At 64.5% G+C, this 14,082-nt stretch carries 12 protein-coding genes and 1 pseudogene; 7 read left to right on the forward strand and 6 right to left on the reverse strand.

The features are described 5' to 3' along the window. Positions 1 to 17 precede the first annotated feature (17 nt). Positions 18 to 1,148: an IS630 family transposase gene (locus tag ACVWZM_RS00305; RefSeq protein WP_076829362.1), complete on the reverse strand. Its 1,131-nt coding sequence runs from the start codon at positions 1,146 to 1,148 to the stop codon at positions 18 to 20. 39 nt (positions 1,149 to 1,187) lie between these two features. Here ACVWZM_RS00305 and ACVWZM_RS00310 point away from each other — a divergent pair, with 39 nt between their 5' ends. The 4 genes from ACVWZM_RS00310 (at position 1,188) to ACVWZM_RS00325 (ending at position 5,056) form a co-directional block, all read left to right on the forward strand. Further along, a complete protein-coding gene (locus ACVWZM_RS00310; RefSeq protein ID WP_076829365.1) occupies positions 1,188 to 1,469 on the forward strand; it encodes a LexA family protein in 282 nt (93 codons plus the stop codon). A 41-nt stretch (positions 1,470 to 1,510) separates the two neighbouring features. Continuing rightward, positions 1,511 to 1,678, forward strand: coding sequence for a hypothetical protein (locus ACVWZM_RS00315; protein WP_168855689.1), 168 nt, complete (start codon positions 1,511 to 1,513; stop codon positions 1,676 to 1,678). 635 nt (positions 1,679 to 2,313) lie between these two features. Continuing rightward, a complete protein-coding gene (locus ACVWZM_RS00320) occupies positions 2,314 to 3,510 on the forward strand; it encodes an acetyl-CoA C-acyltransferase (protein ID WP_253587115.1) in 1,197 nt (398 codons plus the stop codon). A 241-nt stretch (positions 3,511 to 3,751) separates the two neighbouring features. Then, positions 3,752 to 5,056 carry an MFS transporter gene (locus ACVWZM_RS00325; protein WP_456851400.1) on the forward strand — a complete coding sequence of 435 codons (1,305 nt, stop codon included), beginning with the start codon at positions 3,752 to 3,754 and terminating at the stop codon, positions 5,054 to 5,056. Positions 5,057 to 5,083: 27 nt separating this feature from the next. On the opposite strand, the gene ACVWZM_RS00330 is transcribed toward ACVWZM_RS00325, so the two are convergent. The 3 genes from ACVWZM_RS00330 to ACVWZM_RS00340 all read right to left on the reverse strand — a co-directional run bounded on the left by ACVWZM_RS00330 (position 5,084) and on the right by ACVWZM_RS00340 (position 8,396). After that, positions 5,084 to 6,400 (reverse strand): carbohydrate porin, encoded by a 1,317-nt coding sequence (locus tag ACVWZM_RS00330; RefSeq protein WP_456851402.1) that lies wholly within the window; start codon positions 6,398 to 6,400, stop codon positions 5,084 to 5,086. A gap of 48 nt (positions 6,401 to 6,448) precedes the next feature. Continuing rightward, positions 6,449 to 7,468: a transporter gene (locus ACVWZM_RS00335; protein ID WP_456851404.1), complete on the reverse strand. Its 1,020-nt coding sequence runs from the start codon at positions 7,466 to 7,468 to the stop codon at positions 6,449 to 6,451. Positions 7,469 to 7,610: 142 nt separating this feature from the next. Then, on the reverse strand, positions 7,611 to 8,396 hold the full coding sequence (locus ACVWZM_RS00340) for an acetoacetate decarboxylase (protein WP_456851406.1): 786 nt from the start codon (positions 8,394 to 8,396) through the stop codon (positions 7,611 to 7,613). 221 nt (positions 8,397 to 8,617) lie between these two features. Here ACVWZM_RS00340 and ACVWZM_RS00345 point away from each other — a divergent pair, with 221 nt between their 5' ends. Further along, positions 8,618 to 9,781 carry a patatin-like phospholipase family protein gene (locus ACVWZM_RS00345; RefSeq protein WP_456851408.1) on the forward strand — a complete coding sequence of 388 codons (1,164 nt, stop codon included), beginning with the start codon at positions 8,618 to 8,620 and terminating at the stop codon, positions 9,779 to 9,781. 108 nt (positions 9,782 to 9,889) lie between these two features. Here ACVWZM_RS00345 and ACVWZM_RS00350 read toward each other — a convergent pair whose 3' ends face one another. Both ACVWZM_RS00350 and ACVWZM_RS00355 read right to left on the reverse strand, forming a co-directional pair. After that, on the reverse strand, positions 9,890 to 11,449 hold the full coding sequence (locus ACVWZM_RS00350) for an acyl-CoA carboxylase subunit beta (protein ID WP_456851410.1): 1,560 nt from the start codon (positions 11,447 to 11,449) through the stop codon (positions 9,890 to 9,892). Then, a pseudogene (locus ACVWZM_RS00355) lies at positions 11,379 to 12,355 on the reverse strand (IclR family transcriptional regulator). The gene ACVWZM_RS00350 and the pseudogene ACVWZM_RS00355 overlap by 71 nt, the downstream one beginning before the upstream one ends. 129 nt (positions 12,356 to 12,484) lie before the next feature. On the opposite strand from ACVWZM_RS00355, the gene ACVWZM_RS00360 reads away from it, so the two are divergent. Continuing rightward, the gene (locus ACVWZM_RS00360) at positions 12,485 to 12,706 is read left to right on the forward strand and encodes an acetyl-CoA carboxylase biotin carboxyl carrier protein subunit (RefSeq protein WP_076826552.1); all 222 of its coding nucleotides are present in this window, start codon (positions 12,485 to 12,487) and stop codon (positions 12,704 to 12,706) included. Positions 12,707 to 12,859: 153 nt separating this feature from the next. Beyond that, positions 12,860 to 14,023, forward strand: coding sequence for a TAXI family TRAP transporter solute-binding subunit (locus tag ACVWZM_RS00365; RefSeq protein ID WP_057019746.1), 1,164 nt, complete (start codon positions 12,860 to 12,862; stop codon positions 14,021 to 14,023). Positions 14,024 to 14,082 lie beyond the last annotated feature (59 nt).

Raw genomic sequence — 14,082 nt, forward strand, 5'->3', positions numbered from 1 at the left:
ATCGTACTAGTAGCTCGTCACAGTGATTTTGACTCTTTGGGTATGCCTGGATAGGCGCGCCCCAGTTTGGTGCGAGCTTTGTCCGTTGTGAACATCCAGTTGATACGGGCGCGAGTTTTGTTTCGCTGCCGCTCCCATGCTGCGATCTCGTTTCTAAGGCGTTTTGGATCGTCGATCCGGCGGCCGAGACACTGCCCTTGGAGCACGCCGATCTCGATCTCGACCATATTGAGCCAACTGGCGTGTTTCGGGGTGTAGTGGAACTCGAGGCGGCGCAGGATGCGGCGGGCCTCGGCGGGGGCAAAGGCCTGGTAGAGGGCGCCGGGGGCATGGATCGACAGATTGTCCTGCACGACACGGATGCAGGCGGCCTTGGGGTAATGGACATCGACGAGTTCGCGCATGCAGTGAGCATAATCCACGGCGGTGCGCCGTTCGGTGACTTTGACGTTACGCCAGGCCCGATGCGGATCGAGGGCGACAAAGAGATTGACGGTGCCGTTGCGGCGGTACTCGTAATCGTAACGCTCGCGCTTTCCCGGCTCGGGTGGGATCGGCTGGCGCACTTCGCCGATGAGCTGGACGGGGGTTTCGTCGAAGCAGACCAGCGGCCGCTCGGGATCAGGCGCTTCAGCGTAGAGATCGAGCACATCTTCCATGCGGGCGACGTATTCGCCATCGACATGGGGAATGCACCACATGTCCCTGCGCCACGGCTTGAGGTCATTATCGGCCAGCCGGCGGCGCACGGTCTCGCCCGACAGGCTGTCATGATCGGTGAGCTTGACCATCACGTCGGCCAGCAGCGCCAGCGTCCAGCGCCTCCGGCCAGCGGGCGGCTTGGCGCATGCGGTCGCCACCAGCAGGGCTTCCTCCTTGCCGGTCAGCTTGCGCTCCGCACCGGGACGCGGCTCCTCACTCAAGGCCCGATCGAGATTGCCTTCCACCAAGCGGCGTTTGGTCCGATAGACGGTGGAGGCGCTTACTCTGACGGTCCGGACAATCTCCTCGTCGCGGCTGCCGATGTCGGCCGCCAGCAAAATCTGGGCCCGCTTGAGTTTGCGAGCGGCATGCTTGCCGCCGCTCAGCATCGCCGTCAGTTCCTCTCGCTCGGCTTGGCTCAATTCAACCCGGTACCGTACATTCATCGTTCGCCTCCCTGTCGGAGGCTCCGGACGAATCGATCCATGAGTCAAAAATCAGGCGCACGCTTTACCGAGAAGCAGGGCCATTATCTGGCTTTCATCTATACCTACTCGCACATGTTCGGACGGCCCCCCGCCGAAGCCGACATGCAGCGTCACTTCGGTGTTAGCCCGCCCTCAGTCCATCAGATGATCGTCACGCTCGAACGTAACGGCCTCATTCGCCGTCGAGCCGATATCCCCAGAAGCATCGAAATCCTCGTGCCGCCAGAGAACTTGCCGATCCTAAGCTGGCTCGGTATCAAACCGTCAAAATCACTGTGACGAGCCACTAGCATGTCTGTTCCGAAGCCGCGGAGGACGACATGAACGCCTTCGAAGTTTTCGCGATCTACCTGGCGCCCTTTGTAATCATCGCGATCGCAATCCGCCTCCTGATGCAGCGCCATGCCGTCGACCTGCCGGACGTGCAGAAACAAGCGGGCTCCGCGCCGAAGCGACGATTTCTGCTCGGCGCCTGGCGGTCGGATTAGGTCAGGTCGCAGACAAGCTCGGATGCGCCGCCGCCCAGCGAAAATTCTCAATCACTGATTTGCCCGACGGCGCAAGCGACGACCAAGCGAGTGTATGGTTTGTCTGTCTCACCCGAATCGAGGGACGAATCGCGATCGTCACGAACGGTCGATATGCGGACACCTATTCGGTGTCGTCCCTGCCTAGTGCGCAATTGCGCACGGGAGCAGGGACCCATAACCACAGGCCGTCATTGTTGAGCGGCGCCCGAACGACGAGTCCCATTCACAATATCCGCTGCGGAGTATGGGTCCTGGCTTTCGCAGAGACGACGCCTGGGAAGCAACCGTGCGCTCTCATTCTCCCCGGCATCATCATGAATCGAGGACCATCCTCGTCGTCCTGGCGAAGGCCAGGACCCATTATCCCGAATGCGAATTACCTCGCTATGCTGGGCCGCTACCCTCCAACAGCACAAGTCGGTGGTTATTGGTCCTGGCTTTCGCCAGGACGACATTGGTGATGGCGGAACGATCCCATCCCCGACTCATGCGAACACGACATTTTGTCATGAGAGCCGCAGTTGCATTTTTTGCATTGCATCATATGATGACAATAATTCAATCAAATCCCCGGCCTTGAAGGGACTCCTGCCATGGCAACCAGCACCGATCCCGTCGTCATCCTCTCCGCCGCCCGCACCCCGCTCGGCCGCTTCATGGGCGAGCTCGCGCCGCTGCCGGCGCACAAGCTCGGCTCGCATGTGATCGGGGCGGCGCTCGAACGCGCGAAACTCGCGCCCGAGCGCATCGACGAGGTGTTCATGGGCAACGTGCTGCCTGCCGGTCAGGGGCAGGCCCCTGCCCGCCAGGCCGCGCGCGGCGCCAAACTGCCGGATGCCACCGGCGCCACCACCGTCAACAAGGTCTGCGGCTCCGGCATGAAGGCGACCATGCTGGCCCACGACATCATCAAGGCCGGCTCGGCCGAGATCGTGCTGTCCGGCGGCATGGAGAGCATGAGCAATGCGCCGTATCTGTTGCAGAAGGCGCGCGGCGGGTATCGCGCCGGCCACGACCGCATCATCGATCACATGATGATGGACGGGCTCGAGGACGCCTATGAGACCGGCCGCTCGATGGGCGATTTCGGCGAGGCGACCGCGGAGGCCTATCAGTTCACCCGCGCCGACCAGGACGCGTTCGCGATGGAGACGCTGAACCGTGCCCGCAAGGCGGTCGAGGGCGGCGCCTTCAAGGCCGAGATCGCGCCGATCACGCTCGCCGAGAAGGCCGGCCCGCGCATCGTTGCCAATGACGAGCACCCGCTGAAGGTCGATCCGGCAAAAATCCCCGGCCTAAAGCCGGCGTTCCGCGCGGGCGGCACCATCACGCCGGCCGCCTCCTCCGCCAATGCCGACGGCGCCGCAGCGCTGATCCTCAGCCGCCGCTCGCTCGCCGATCGCGATGGACTGCCTGTGCTGGCCGAGATCAAGGGCCACGCCACCCACAGCCAGGAGCCGCAGTGGTTCACGACAGCGCCGATCCCGGCGATCAGAAAACTGCTCGACAAGGTCGGCTGGAGCGTCGGCGATGTCGACCTGTTCGAGATCAACGAGGCGTTTGCGGTGGTCGCGATGGCGGCGCAGCGCGATCTCGGCATTCCCAGGGACAGGCTGAACATCAACGGCGGCGCCTGCGCGCTCGGCCATCCGATCGGCGCCACCGGCGCACGGCTGATCGTGACGCTGCTGCACGCGCTGGAGGCGCAGAACCTGAAGCGCGGCGTTGCCGCGCTGTGCATCGGCGGCGGCGAAGCCACCGCGATCGCCGTCGAGCGGGTCGCGCACTGATCCGGTATGCCGTCATTGCGAGCGAAGCGAAGCAATCCATCTCTTTTCACAAACCGAACGATGGATTGCTTCGTCGCTTCGCTCCTCGCAATGACAGTTAGTTATGAAAGGCGTCCGTGAGGCAGTACGACGGCCTGGCGCCTGAGTCCGAAAACGAGGGAACTATGGCATTTTAGCCATGGCTCCCCTGTGCCATATTGCGCATCACGCAAAGCTTTCACCGCAATCGATCCGGAACACAATGATCTCGAACTGGCTTGTTTCCGCCCTCGCCCGCCGCAACATCCACTACGGCTGGGTGATGGTGGCCGTGACTTTCCTTGCCGCCCTGATCTCCGCCGGCACCGTCGGCGCGCCCGGCGTGTTCATCGTGCCCCTGCAGAAGGAGTTCGGCTGGTCCACCGCCGAGATTTCCTCCGCGCTGTCGATCCGCTTCATCCTGTTCGGGCTGATGGCGCCGTTCGCCGCCGCGCTGATGAACCGCTACGGCCTACGCAACGTGACGCTGGCGGCGCAGCTGATCGTGGTCTCCGGTCTATTGGCCTCGCTCGCCATGACCCAGGTCTGGCAGCTCATCCTGCTGTGGGGTGTCGTGATCGGAATTGGCACCGGGATGACCGCGCTGGTGCTCGGCGCGACCATCGCTGCGCGCTGGTTCGTGGCGCGGCGCGGCCTCGTGGTCGGGATCCTCACCGCAAGCGTCGCGACGGGACAGCTCGCCTTCCTGCCCCTCCTCGCGACACTGACCGAGCGCTACGGCTGGCGCGTCGCGCTTGGGCTGGTCTGCGTCATGCTCGGCGTCGCCGCCTTCGCCGTGCTGATGGTGATGCGCGACCGGCCGAGCGACGTCGGCCTGCGTCCGTTCGGCGACGAGGGCACCGCGCCGCTACCCGCGCCGCCGCCGGCCAATGCGCCGATCGTGGCCGCCGCGCTCGGCACGCTGCGCGACTCCGCGAAATCCTCGGTGTTCTGGATCCTGTTCGCGACCTTCTTCGTCTGCGGCGCCTCGACCAACGGCCTGGTCCAGGTTCATTTGATCCCGATGTGCCTCGACTACGGTATCCCGCAGGTGCAGGCGGCAAGCCTGCTCGCCGCGATGGGGATCTTCGATTTCTTCGGCACCATCGTCTCGGGCTGGCTGTCGGACCGCTACGACAACCGCTATCTGCTGTTCTGGTATTACGGCCTGCGCGGCCTGTCGCTGCTGTTCCTGCCGTTCTCCGACTTCACGTTCTACGGGCTGTCGCTGTTCGCGATGTTCTATGGCCTCGACTGGATCGCGACGGTGCCGCCGACCGTGCGCCTCACCGCGCAGCGCTTCGGCGCCGAGCGTGCCAACCTGGTGTTCGGCTGGATCTTCGCCGGCCACCAGCTCGGCGCTGGCGCCGCCGCGTTCGGCGCCGGACTGTCGCGCACGATCTATCAGAGCTACCTGCCGGCGTTCTTCATTGCCGGCGCGCTGTGCATCTTTGCCGCGCTGATCGCTCTGGCGATCGCGCGGCCGCAGCCGAAATCGGTGGCGGAGCCGAAGCCGGTCGCGGCCTGAGGCCGCTTCCCGCGCGACGTGCGCCGGTCAGTACGACAGAATGGTGCGCATCCCGAACACCACGCTGTCCTTGATCCGATGCGTTTGCGTCGGATCGTTGGGATCGACGGCGCCGCCGCCGGGATGGGCGATGTATTGAAACATCGGCTGCATGGTGAAATTCGGGTTCACCACGTGCTGGTAGGTGATCTCGAGAATCGCCTCGTAGTCGCGGATCGGATACGGCGTGCCCGTGAAGATCTGGGTGTCGCGGTCGAGCGCACGCGCGGCGTCCGAAATCCTGGCATAGATCGCGGCGATCCCGAACCGATCGTCCGGATATGTCTCGCTGAAGCCGGTGAACAGGAAGCCGCCGTCGACATAGGTGCTGATCAGATTGCGGTCCGATGGGCTGACCGAGGCGCGCATGAAGAACGCCACGCCCTTGTCAGCGTCCGGCCTGGCGCGCGCAAGCAGCTGCTCGTAGACCATGAAGATGCCGTTGTCCCGCCGCAGCCATCGCGTGTCGCCGGAGCTGTCGGGATCAGCGAGCGACAGCCCGTCGGCCGAGAAGCGCTGGTCAGCAAACGAGCCCATGTGATACCAGGCGCCGCCGGTGATGGTCGCCGGCAGCCTGCTCTCGCCGATCTCGAACTTGTATTTGAGCTGGCCGATCCACCATGGCGGATCGTTGACCCGGAAATTCAGCCCGTGGGCGTTCAAGATCTGTGGATCGTCGGCCCCCTGCGGCGGCGAAGCCGAGCCGTCGAACAGTGCCAGATAGGCGGTGATGCGGTCGGACAGATTGGCCTTGAACCGGATGCCGGGCACCGCAAGTGGCGGCGACGGTCCGCCGGCCGGCAGGATGGTGCCGACAATGCCGGGCCAGCCCAGCGCCGAATTGATGAAGATGTCGTCGTACTGGCTGTCAATGAACTCGACGTCCGAGCCCTGCTGGCCGACGCGAACCGAGAGTTTGCCGCCGAGCAGCTTCTGCTCGATCCAGAATTCATAGAGCCGCGTCGCCGGAAGCGACTCGACACCGGACACCAGGAACAGGTTGCCGACATAGCTCCGCGACAGCCCGTCGCCGTGAATCTGGTACATGTTGGCGTGGAAGGTCGCGCCGGTCCAGCCCATCGCCTTCTCGAGGTCGATGGTGGTGCCGAGATCGAGACGGCCGGTATAGGCCGCGCCGTTGCTGACGCCGCCGGAGACGTTGGAAAACCCCTCACCAATATAGGTCAGGCTGAACTGGTAGCCGGCTTCCTCGAGCGCAGCCCGCGTATCCGCAATCCGGTCGGCGAAGGGCTGGTCCTCCGCATGCGCCGGCGCGCCGAGTGCGAGGCCCGCGGCCACCAACATCGCGGGGGAGAGAACTCTGCACATGGGAAATGCCGCGGTGCGATCGCGCTATTTGACGATGCCAAGCCGCCGCATCAGCAGATAGGCCAGCAGCGCCGACCCGGCCAACAGGCCTGCGGCCACCAGAAATCCGCTGTCGACGTCGGTCAGCGGCAATCCCTTGGTGTTCATGCCGAAGATGCCGGTGACGAGCGTCGGCGGCAGCAGCATCATGGTGACGACGGACAACGCGTGGAGGTGCTTGTTGCTCTCCTCCTCGAGCTTGAAGCGCAGCTCCTCCTCGAGCAGGCGGCTGCGCTCGTGCAGTTCGACGATGTCGTGGTCGAGGCCGTCGAGCCGCTGCGCGAGCTTGCCGGCCTGCAGCCGCACCGCCGGGCTGAGATTGTCGGTGTTCTTCTGCTCGAGCCGGTGAAAAAGCACGCGCAGGCCGGCGAGCTGACGATGCAGGCGCACACAGGTGCGGCGCATCCGGCTCAGATTCTTGCGCAGCTCCGATCCGGTATCCTCGGCGAGCACCCGCTCCTCGATCGCATCGATATCGGTGCCGATCTTGTCCGCCATGCGGTCCATGGTGTCGGCGATCTCGTCAACGATCTTCTCCAGCAGCGCCGCGACGCTGCCGACGCGATGGCCGCCCTCGAGCACGCGGCGCGTCGCATCGGCGGAGCACAGCGCCTGATGGCGGCCGCTGACCAGGAGGCGTTCGGTCATCGCAAAGCGGAGAAAGCCGGTCTCCCGGGTCGCGGCGTCGATATCCCGCACCAGATCGGAAAACACGCCGTAGACGCAATTGTCGACGACGTGGATCTGCTGGAAATTGTCATTCGACAGCAGCAGGTCCCGCGCCAGCTGCGGGATGTGCATGTTGGCAAGCCATGCCCGGGTGCGGACGTCGGTCAGGTTGAAGTGCAGCCACAGCCTTCCGTCGTGGCTCGGCTCGATCGGCGCATCGATCGGAAGCGCCTCGGCACGGCCGTCGTGATGCAGGCGGAACGCCCAGACCAGACCGGGGATTGCCTCGCGGGTCAGCAGCGACCCGACCGGAGCGGGAGGTGGATCAGCCAGCATGGCCCGCCCCCAAGGCAATCGATAACGCAACCGCGCGAAATGACATGTTCAAGACCTCGCCCACGCGCAACGCTGAGCAAGCGCGTCCCCTCGACGCAACATAGGAGGACGCGCCTGTTACAGTTTTATGTCAGCGACCGCCCTACTCCGCCGCAAGACCGGTCGGCGCCGCCGCCTCCGCGGCCTCCTTGTTGTAGTCGTGCACGACGCGGCCGAACGGCAGCGTCAGATCGGCGAGGAAGTGATGCGCGCCGACGACACGCTTGACCGGGAAATCGGCGACCGGTGCATTGACATGCGGCACCAAATGCAGCCGGCCGGGTCCGATCCAGGAGCCCTTGACGACGATGTCGGTCAGGTTGATCGCGACCAGCTGGCAGACCTCGAGATGCCCGTCGACGCCGGGGATCATCTTCAGATTAACTTGCGTCTTCGACAGCGTGGCGCGGGTGACGTCGCCATTGCCCGCCATGCTCTCGTGCTTGTAGCCCATCGTGCCCATCGCAACGAGCTGGCCGGCATATTCCAGCGTGCCGGTCAGCGTGTCCTTGACGATCTCGAGCTTGGGATGAGCGTACTTCTTTGGAAAGCCCCAGATCTCGCGGCCGGCCGCGATCGGCGGATCGTCGTCGAGGTACATCTGGCAGACGAAGTTGACCTCTTGGCCATGCAGGCGCGCGGGGATCACGAGGCCGGACTCGGTGTAGCTGCCGAAGCCGGAGCTGTCGGGCATCTTGATCCATTCGTAATGCACGAACGCCTGCTCGATCGGCTCCAGCGGCTCGGGCAGGCCGGCGCGGATCAACTCCGGATCGGTCTCATAGGTGATGACGAGGAATTCGCGATCGATGAAGCGATACGGACCGGCGGGATAGCTCGGGCCGGCGGCCGGCATCGACGGAAGCTTGAGCAGATATTCCCTGCGCATCGCAATAACCCCCTGTTTGAAAAGTTTGCCCGAAAGCTAGCGGCCGAGATTGACAGCGATGTGAGGAATTTCCGTCAGGCGCATGACCTGCGTTTCGTGGTGGAGCCCAATGCTAACCATGCAAGCGGGCATGCCGGATGCGCCGTGCGCGGGCGCCGCAATTGTCATCACGGCGTCATCGGCGCGCTGAATTCTCGCCGCGAATTTTTGGAGTGTCTGATATGGACGCGCGAACCCCGCATTTCGACGATATCGATCACGCGACGCCGGGCTGGCGTCCGGAAGGCTGCGATCGCGTGGCCCTGGTCCTGCAGGGCGGCGGCGCACTCGGCGCCTATCAGGCTGGCGTCTATCAGGCGCTGCATGAATCCAACATCGAGCCCGACTGGGTCTGCGGCGTCTCGATCGGCGCGATCAACTCCGCGATCATCGCCGGCAATCCGCCCGAAAAGCGGCTGGAACGGCTGCACACGTTCTGGGATCGCATCACCAGCCGCAAGATCTGGCACTACACCCCGGACGGCGACATCTTCCGCAAGGCGCGCAATTTCACCAGCTCATGGCTGACGACCACGCTCGGACAACCCGGCTTCTTCACCCCGCACCAGACCAATCCGTGGTTCAGCCAGGCCGGCGCGCGCACCGCCACCAGCTACTACGACACCACGCCGCTGCGCGAGTCCTTGCTCGAGCTGGTCGATTTCGGCCGCATCAATTCCAAGAAGATACGCTTCGCGGTCGGCGCAGTGAACGTGCTGTCCGGCAACTTCATCTATTTCGACAATGCCCATGACGAGATCATTCCCGAGCACATCATGGCGAGCGGCGCGCTGCCGCCGGCGCTGCCGATGGTGAAGGTCGGCACCGATCATTTCTGGGACGGCGGCATCGTGTCCAACACGCCGCTGCAGCATCTGCTCGACCAGGAAGACAACATGAATTCGCTGGTGTTCCAGGTCGACCTGTTCTCGGCGCGCGGCGCGCTGCCGCGGGACATCCAAGACGTGATGGCCCGGCACAAGGACATCATGTATTCGTCGCGCACCCGCTACAACACCGACGTCTATCGCAAGACCTACAATCTGCGCACCGCCCTGCACAATGCGCTGGGAAAAATCCCCGACGATCAGCTGTCGGACGAGGAGCGCCAGCTCAAGAAGGCAAACGCCCGGCTGCCGGGGATCACGCTATTGCAGCTGATCTATCAGCAGAAGGCCTATGAGGGCGACGCCAAGGACCACGAATTCTCCGGCACCTCGATGCGCGAGCACTGGGTGAGCGGGCACGAGGACACCAAGCGCTCGCTGAAGCGGCGCGAATGGATCAAGATGCCCGAGAACGGCATGGGCATCGTGATCCACGACGTGCATCGGGAGGCGGAGTAATAAGGCCGTCATTGCCGGGCTTGACCCGGCAATCCATCCCGCTTCGGATGACTCATTCGATGGATGCGCGGGTCAAGCCCGCGCATGACGCGTTGAGTCTGAGGGCCCTTACGGCCGCGTCGACATGTTGCTCGGCGGCCCGGCCTTGCGGATCGGTTCGGCGAGGCGCGCGAACTCGCAGAGCAGCGAGCGCGTCTTGCGCGGATCAATCACCTCCTCGACCCAGAACTTCTCGGCCGAGCGGAATGGCGAGCGCAGCTTGTTGAGGCGATCCTCGATCTCGCGCAGTTTGGCGGCGGGATCGGCGGCCGCATCGATCTCGGCGCGATAGGCCGCCTCGATACCGCCTTCGAGCGGCAGCGAGCCCCAATAGGCCGACGGCCACGCATAGCGCATCGAGAAGCGGTTGGCCGGCTGATGCACCACGCCGGCGACGCCGAAGGCGTTGCGGATGATGATGGTGCACCACGGCACCGTGCTCTGGTTGACCGCCGCCATCGCCCGCACGCCGTGGCGGATGGTCGCCGTCTTCTCCGCCTCGAGCCCGATCATGAAGCCCGGGCAGTCCATCAGGTAGACCACCGGCAGATGGAAGGTCTCGGCGAAGTCGACCCAGCGCACTACCTTCTGGCAGGCGTCCGCGGTCCACGAGCCGCCATAGTGGAACGGATCGCTGGCGAGCAGCAGCACCGCCCTGCCCTCGATCCGTGCCAATCCGGTGATGATCGGGCGGCCGAAATTGGTGCCGACCTCAAAGAACGAGCCCTTGTCGACGACGGCATCGATGATCGGCCGCATCTTGTAGACCTGCCGGCGGTTGCGCGGCACGGCGGTGAGCAGCGATTCCTCTGCACGTTCCGGATCGTCGGTGCAGGGAATGGTCGGCGGCAGATCGTAGACCGACGACGGCAGATAGGACAGGAAACGCCGCGCATAGTCGAACGCCTCCTCTTCGGTCTCGACGGCCTGGTCGATCGCGCCGGCGCGGGTCTGGATGTCGGCGCCGCCGAGCTCTTGCTTGGTCAGATCCTGACCGAGGCGCTTCACCACCGGCGGGCCGGCGACGAACATCGCGGAGCTCTTGGTCATGACCGAGTAGTGCGTGGCGGCAAGCCGCGCGGCACCGAGGCCCGCGACCGAGCCGAGCCCGAGACCGACCACCGGCACGCGCGCCAAATTGGCGGTCGTGTACCAGTACCAGCGCGTACCGCCGACGCCGCCGGGCAGATTGGCGGCGCCCTTGGTCTCGATCGTTTTCACCGAGCCGCCGCCGCCGGAGCCCTCGATCACGCGAACGATCGGCAGGCGAAAGTCGTGCGCCATCTCCTCCGCCATCAACGGCTTGGCGGAAATCGATGCATCCGCCGAGCCGCCGCGCACGGTGAAGTCGTCGCCGACCACAACGACGGTGCGGCCGTCGACCCTGGCGCGGCCGAACACGCAGTTCGCCGGCGTCAGGTGCTTGAGTTCGTTGCTCTCGTCATATTCGGCGATGCCGGAGATGGCACCGACTTCGTGAAAGCTGCTCTGGTCGACGAGCTTGTCGATGCGCTCACGAACCGTGAGCCGGCCCTGGTCGCGTTGCCGCTTGACCTTGTCAACGCCTCCCATCTCCCGCGCGAACGCTTCGCGGCGGGCGAGGTCGTCGAGTTCCGGCTTCCAGTTCATTCACTGCTCCCGTCTTGATGATTTTGTTGTTGTTATGGGCGGTCACCGGAAGCGACTTGCGCTCGATCCGATTGCTGAAGATGTCGCCGTCGGCGCCTTCGAGCAGGCTGCCGAGCGCGGCGGCGAGCTCGACCATTTGCGGCGCGACCTCGCGATGCAGCCGCGCCTCGTCATACATCGCCGAGAGCAGGCCGATCGTGGTGACCACATAGGTCTGATACTGCGGCGACCACAGCGGCACCGCGACGCCGTTGATGTGCGGGCTCCACAGGCCGCAGGCGACGACGTAGCCGTGCTCCTGCAAATGCCGGCGGTTGGCCTCGATGCGCGGCGTCAGCATCTTGGCGCGCTGTCGGGCAATTCGCCTTCCATCTCGGCGATCAGCGCGTCGCCGACCGCGGGATCGAGCGCGGCCGTGTAGGCGTGGCCGGCCGCGGTGGTCGCCATCGAAATCCGGCTGCCGGTGGCCTCATGCAGGCCCAGCGCGTTCGCCGCGCGGGCGAACTCCAGATAGACCAGGTGAAAGCGGTCGGGGATGACGAAGCCCACCGTGCCGGGCAACTGATCGGCGACATCCTGCAGGCGCAGCCGGATCAGATTGCGCAACTGCAGCCCCTTCATCATCGTGGTGCTCATCGCGACCGCGCTCGGGCCGATGCGATATTTCTGGTCGCGCGGCAGATAGACGAGCTGTCCCATCCGCGTCAGCGTGTGTGTCAGTCGCGACACCGTCGAACGCGGCAGGCCGCAGCGGTTCGAGATCTCGAGATTGCCGAGCCGGGCCTCGTGTCCCTCGAAGCACCGCAACACATCGAAGGCGCGCGACACCACCTGGATGACATCGCCATCGCCTGTCTCGCTGGCGAGCATTCCCTGCCTGCTAAGCCGTTCCGAGCGCCTTCCCATCTGTTTGGCTCCATTCCGTCCTGCGGAATAAAATTCCACTTGCAGAAGAAGCTACCTCAGGCAATCTGCCGCCACAACAAAAAGCCGTTCGCCGGATGAAATTTCCGCAAGACGGTATCGGAGAGTGGAATGCCAGAGATCAAGGTTGTGACCGAAGTTGCCGGGCGCGTTTGCGCGCTTCCTGTCGAGACCGGCAGCAGCATCGGCAATGGCGACGAGATTGCGTTCGTCGAAGCGATGAAGATGGAAATACCGGTCACGTCGACGACAGCGGGCAAAATCAAGTCGATTCTGGTCAAGATCGACGATGTCATCGCCGAAGGCCAGGCGGTCGCGATCGTCGAGACCTGAGATCCCACCCCTGCCATCCGGCCGCGACAATCTGTCCGGTGATGCAGCGGCCGAAATCGCCGGCTTGCGCCGGAGGTAGCGTTGCCATCGCCGGATCACGATGCAATCATCCCGCCCGGAAAAGTTTCGCACAACGAAACAAAGGGAGGAATTATGATCCATCGGCTGATGGCGCTCGCGCCTGCCGCTCTTGCCGGCATTTCGATCTTCGCTGCCCTGCCCGCCTCGGCCGAGGACATCAAGCTGCCGCCGACCATGGCGGTGACCGCCTACGACACCGGCACCGCCGGCTTCAACATCGCGGTCGGCGTCGGCAAGATGATGAAGGACAAATACGGCACCGACGTCCGCGTGCTGCCGGCCGGCAACGACGTCGCGCGGCTCGCGCCGCTGCGCGCCAAGCGCGCGGTCTCCTCGGCGATGGGATCGGGGACCTATTTCGCGCAGGAAGGCGTGTTCGAGTTCGGCGCCAAGGAGTGGGGCCCGCAGCCGCTGCAGCTCATGCTGTCGTCGGTCGACTGCAATTGCGGCGCGCTTGGCGTGGCAGCCGATGCCGGCGTCAAGGAAATGAAGGACCTTCGCGGCAAGCGCGTCGGCTTCGTGGTCGGCTCGCCGGCGCTGAACCAGAATTCGCTCGCGATGCTCGCGTTCGGCGGCCTCACCCAGAAGGACGTCAAGATCGTCGAGTTCGCAAGCTATGGGGCGATGTGGAAAGGCCTGATCAACAACGACACCGATGCCGCCTTCGGCACCACGATCACCGGCCCCGCCAAGGAAGCCGAGACCTCGCCGCGCGGCCTGATGTGGCCGCCGCTGCCCGCCGACGACAAGGAAGGCTGGGCACGGGTGAAAAAGGTCGGCTCGTTCTTCTTCCCGCAAACCGCAACCTGCGGCGCCGGCATCTCGCCGGACAAGCCGATCCAGCTCGGCAATTACCCCTACCCGATCTTCGTCGCCTATGCGGCGCAGCCGGTCGACCAGATCTACGCGATCACCAAGGCGATGATCGTCAACTACGACGCCTACAAGGATTCGGCGCCCGGCGCGGCCGGGCTCGGCGCCGACCGGCAGACCAAGAACTGGGTCGTTCCCGTGCATCCCGGCGCGGTGAAGGCGCTCAAGGAAACCGGCCACTGGAGCGACGAGCAGGAGGCGCACAACAACACGCTTTACAAGCGCCAGGAGGTGCTGGCCGCCGCCTGGACGGATTACGGCAAGTCGAGCCCGCCGTCGGACGACAAGGCCTTCCTCGATGGCTGGATGAAGGCGCGCGCTGCCGCGCTTGCGAAAGCCAATATGCCCAATGGCTTTGAGTGAGACCCGCCAACGCGCGATGAGATCGCGTTAGTCGTCATCGCGCTTGCGCCCGTTTGAGC

This window comes from Bradyrhizobium sp. USDA 4501, assembly GCF_054062115.1.

Coding starts and splice junctions, on each gene's coding strand:
- ACVWZM_RS00340 (WP_456851406.1), bottom strand. CDS start 8,396: ATGCGCAGGGAATATCTGCTCAAGCTTCCGTCGATGCCGGCCGCCGGC.
- ACVWZM_RS00335 (WP_456851404.1), bottom strand. CDS start 7,468: ATGCTGGCTGATCCACCTCCCGCTCCGGTCGGGTCGCTGCTGACCCGC.
- ACVWZM_RS00320 (WP_253587115.1), top strand. CDS start 2,314: ATGGCAACCAGCACCGATCCCGTCGTCATCCTCTCCGCCGCCCGCACC.
- ACVWZM_RS00360 (WP_076826552.1), top strand. CDS start 12,485: ATGCCAGAGATCAAGGTTGTGACCGAAGTTGCCGGGCGCGTTTGCGCG.
- ACVWZM_RS00325 (WP_456851400.1), top strand. CDS start 3,752: ATGATCTCGAACTGGCTTGTTTCCGCCCTCGCCCGCCGCAACATCCAC.
- ACVWZM_RS00305 (WP_076829362.1), bottom strand. CDS start 1,148: ATGAATGTACGGTACCGGGTTGAATTGAGCCAAGCCGAGCGAGAGGAA.
- ACVWZM_RS00310 (WP_076829365.1), top strand. CDS start 1,188: ATGAGTCAAAAATCAGGCGCACGCTTTACCGAGAAGCAGGGCCATTAT.
- ACVWZM_RS00330 (WP_456851402.1), bottom strand. CDS start 6,400: ATGTTGGTGGCCGCGGGCCTCGCACTCGGCGCGCCGGCGCATGCGGAG.
- ACVWZM_RS00345 (WP_456851408.1), top strand. CDS start 8,618: ATGGACGCGCGAACCCCGCATTTCGACGATATCGATCACGCGACGCCG.
- ACVWZM_RS00365 (WP_057019746.1), top strand. CDS start 12,860: ATGATCCATCGGCTGATGGCGCTCGCGCCTGCCGCTCTTGCCGGCATT.
- ACVWZM_RS00315 (WP_168855689.1), top strand. CDS start 1,511: ATGAACGCCTTCGAAGTTTTCGCGATCTACCTGGCGCCCTTTGTAATC.
- ACVWZM_RS00350 (WP_456851410.1), bottom strand. CDS start 11,449: ATGAACTGGAAGCCGGAACTCGACGACCTCGCCCGCCGCGAAGCGTTC.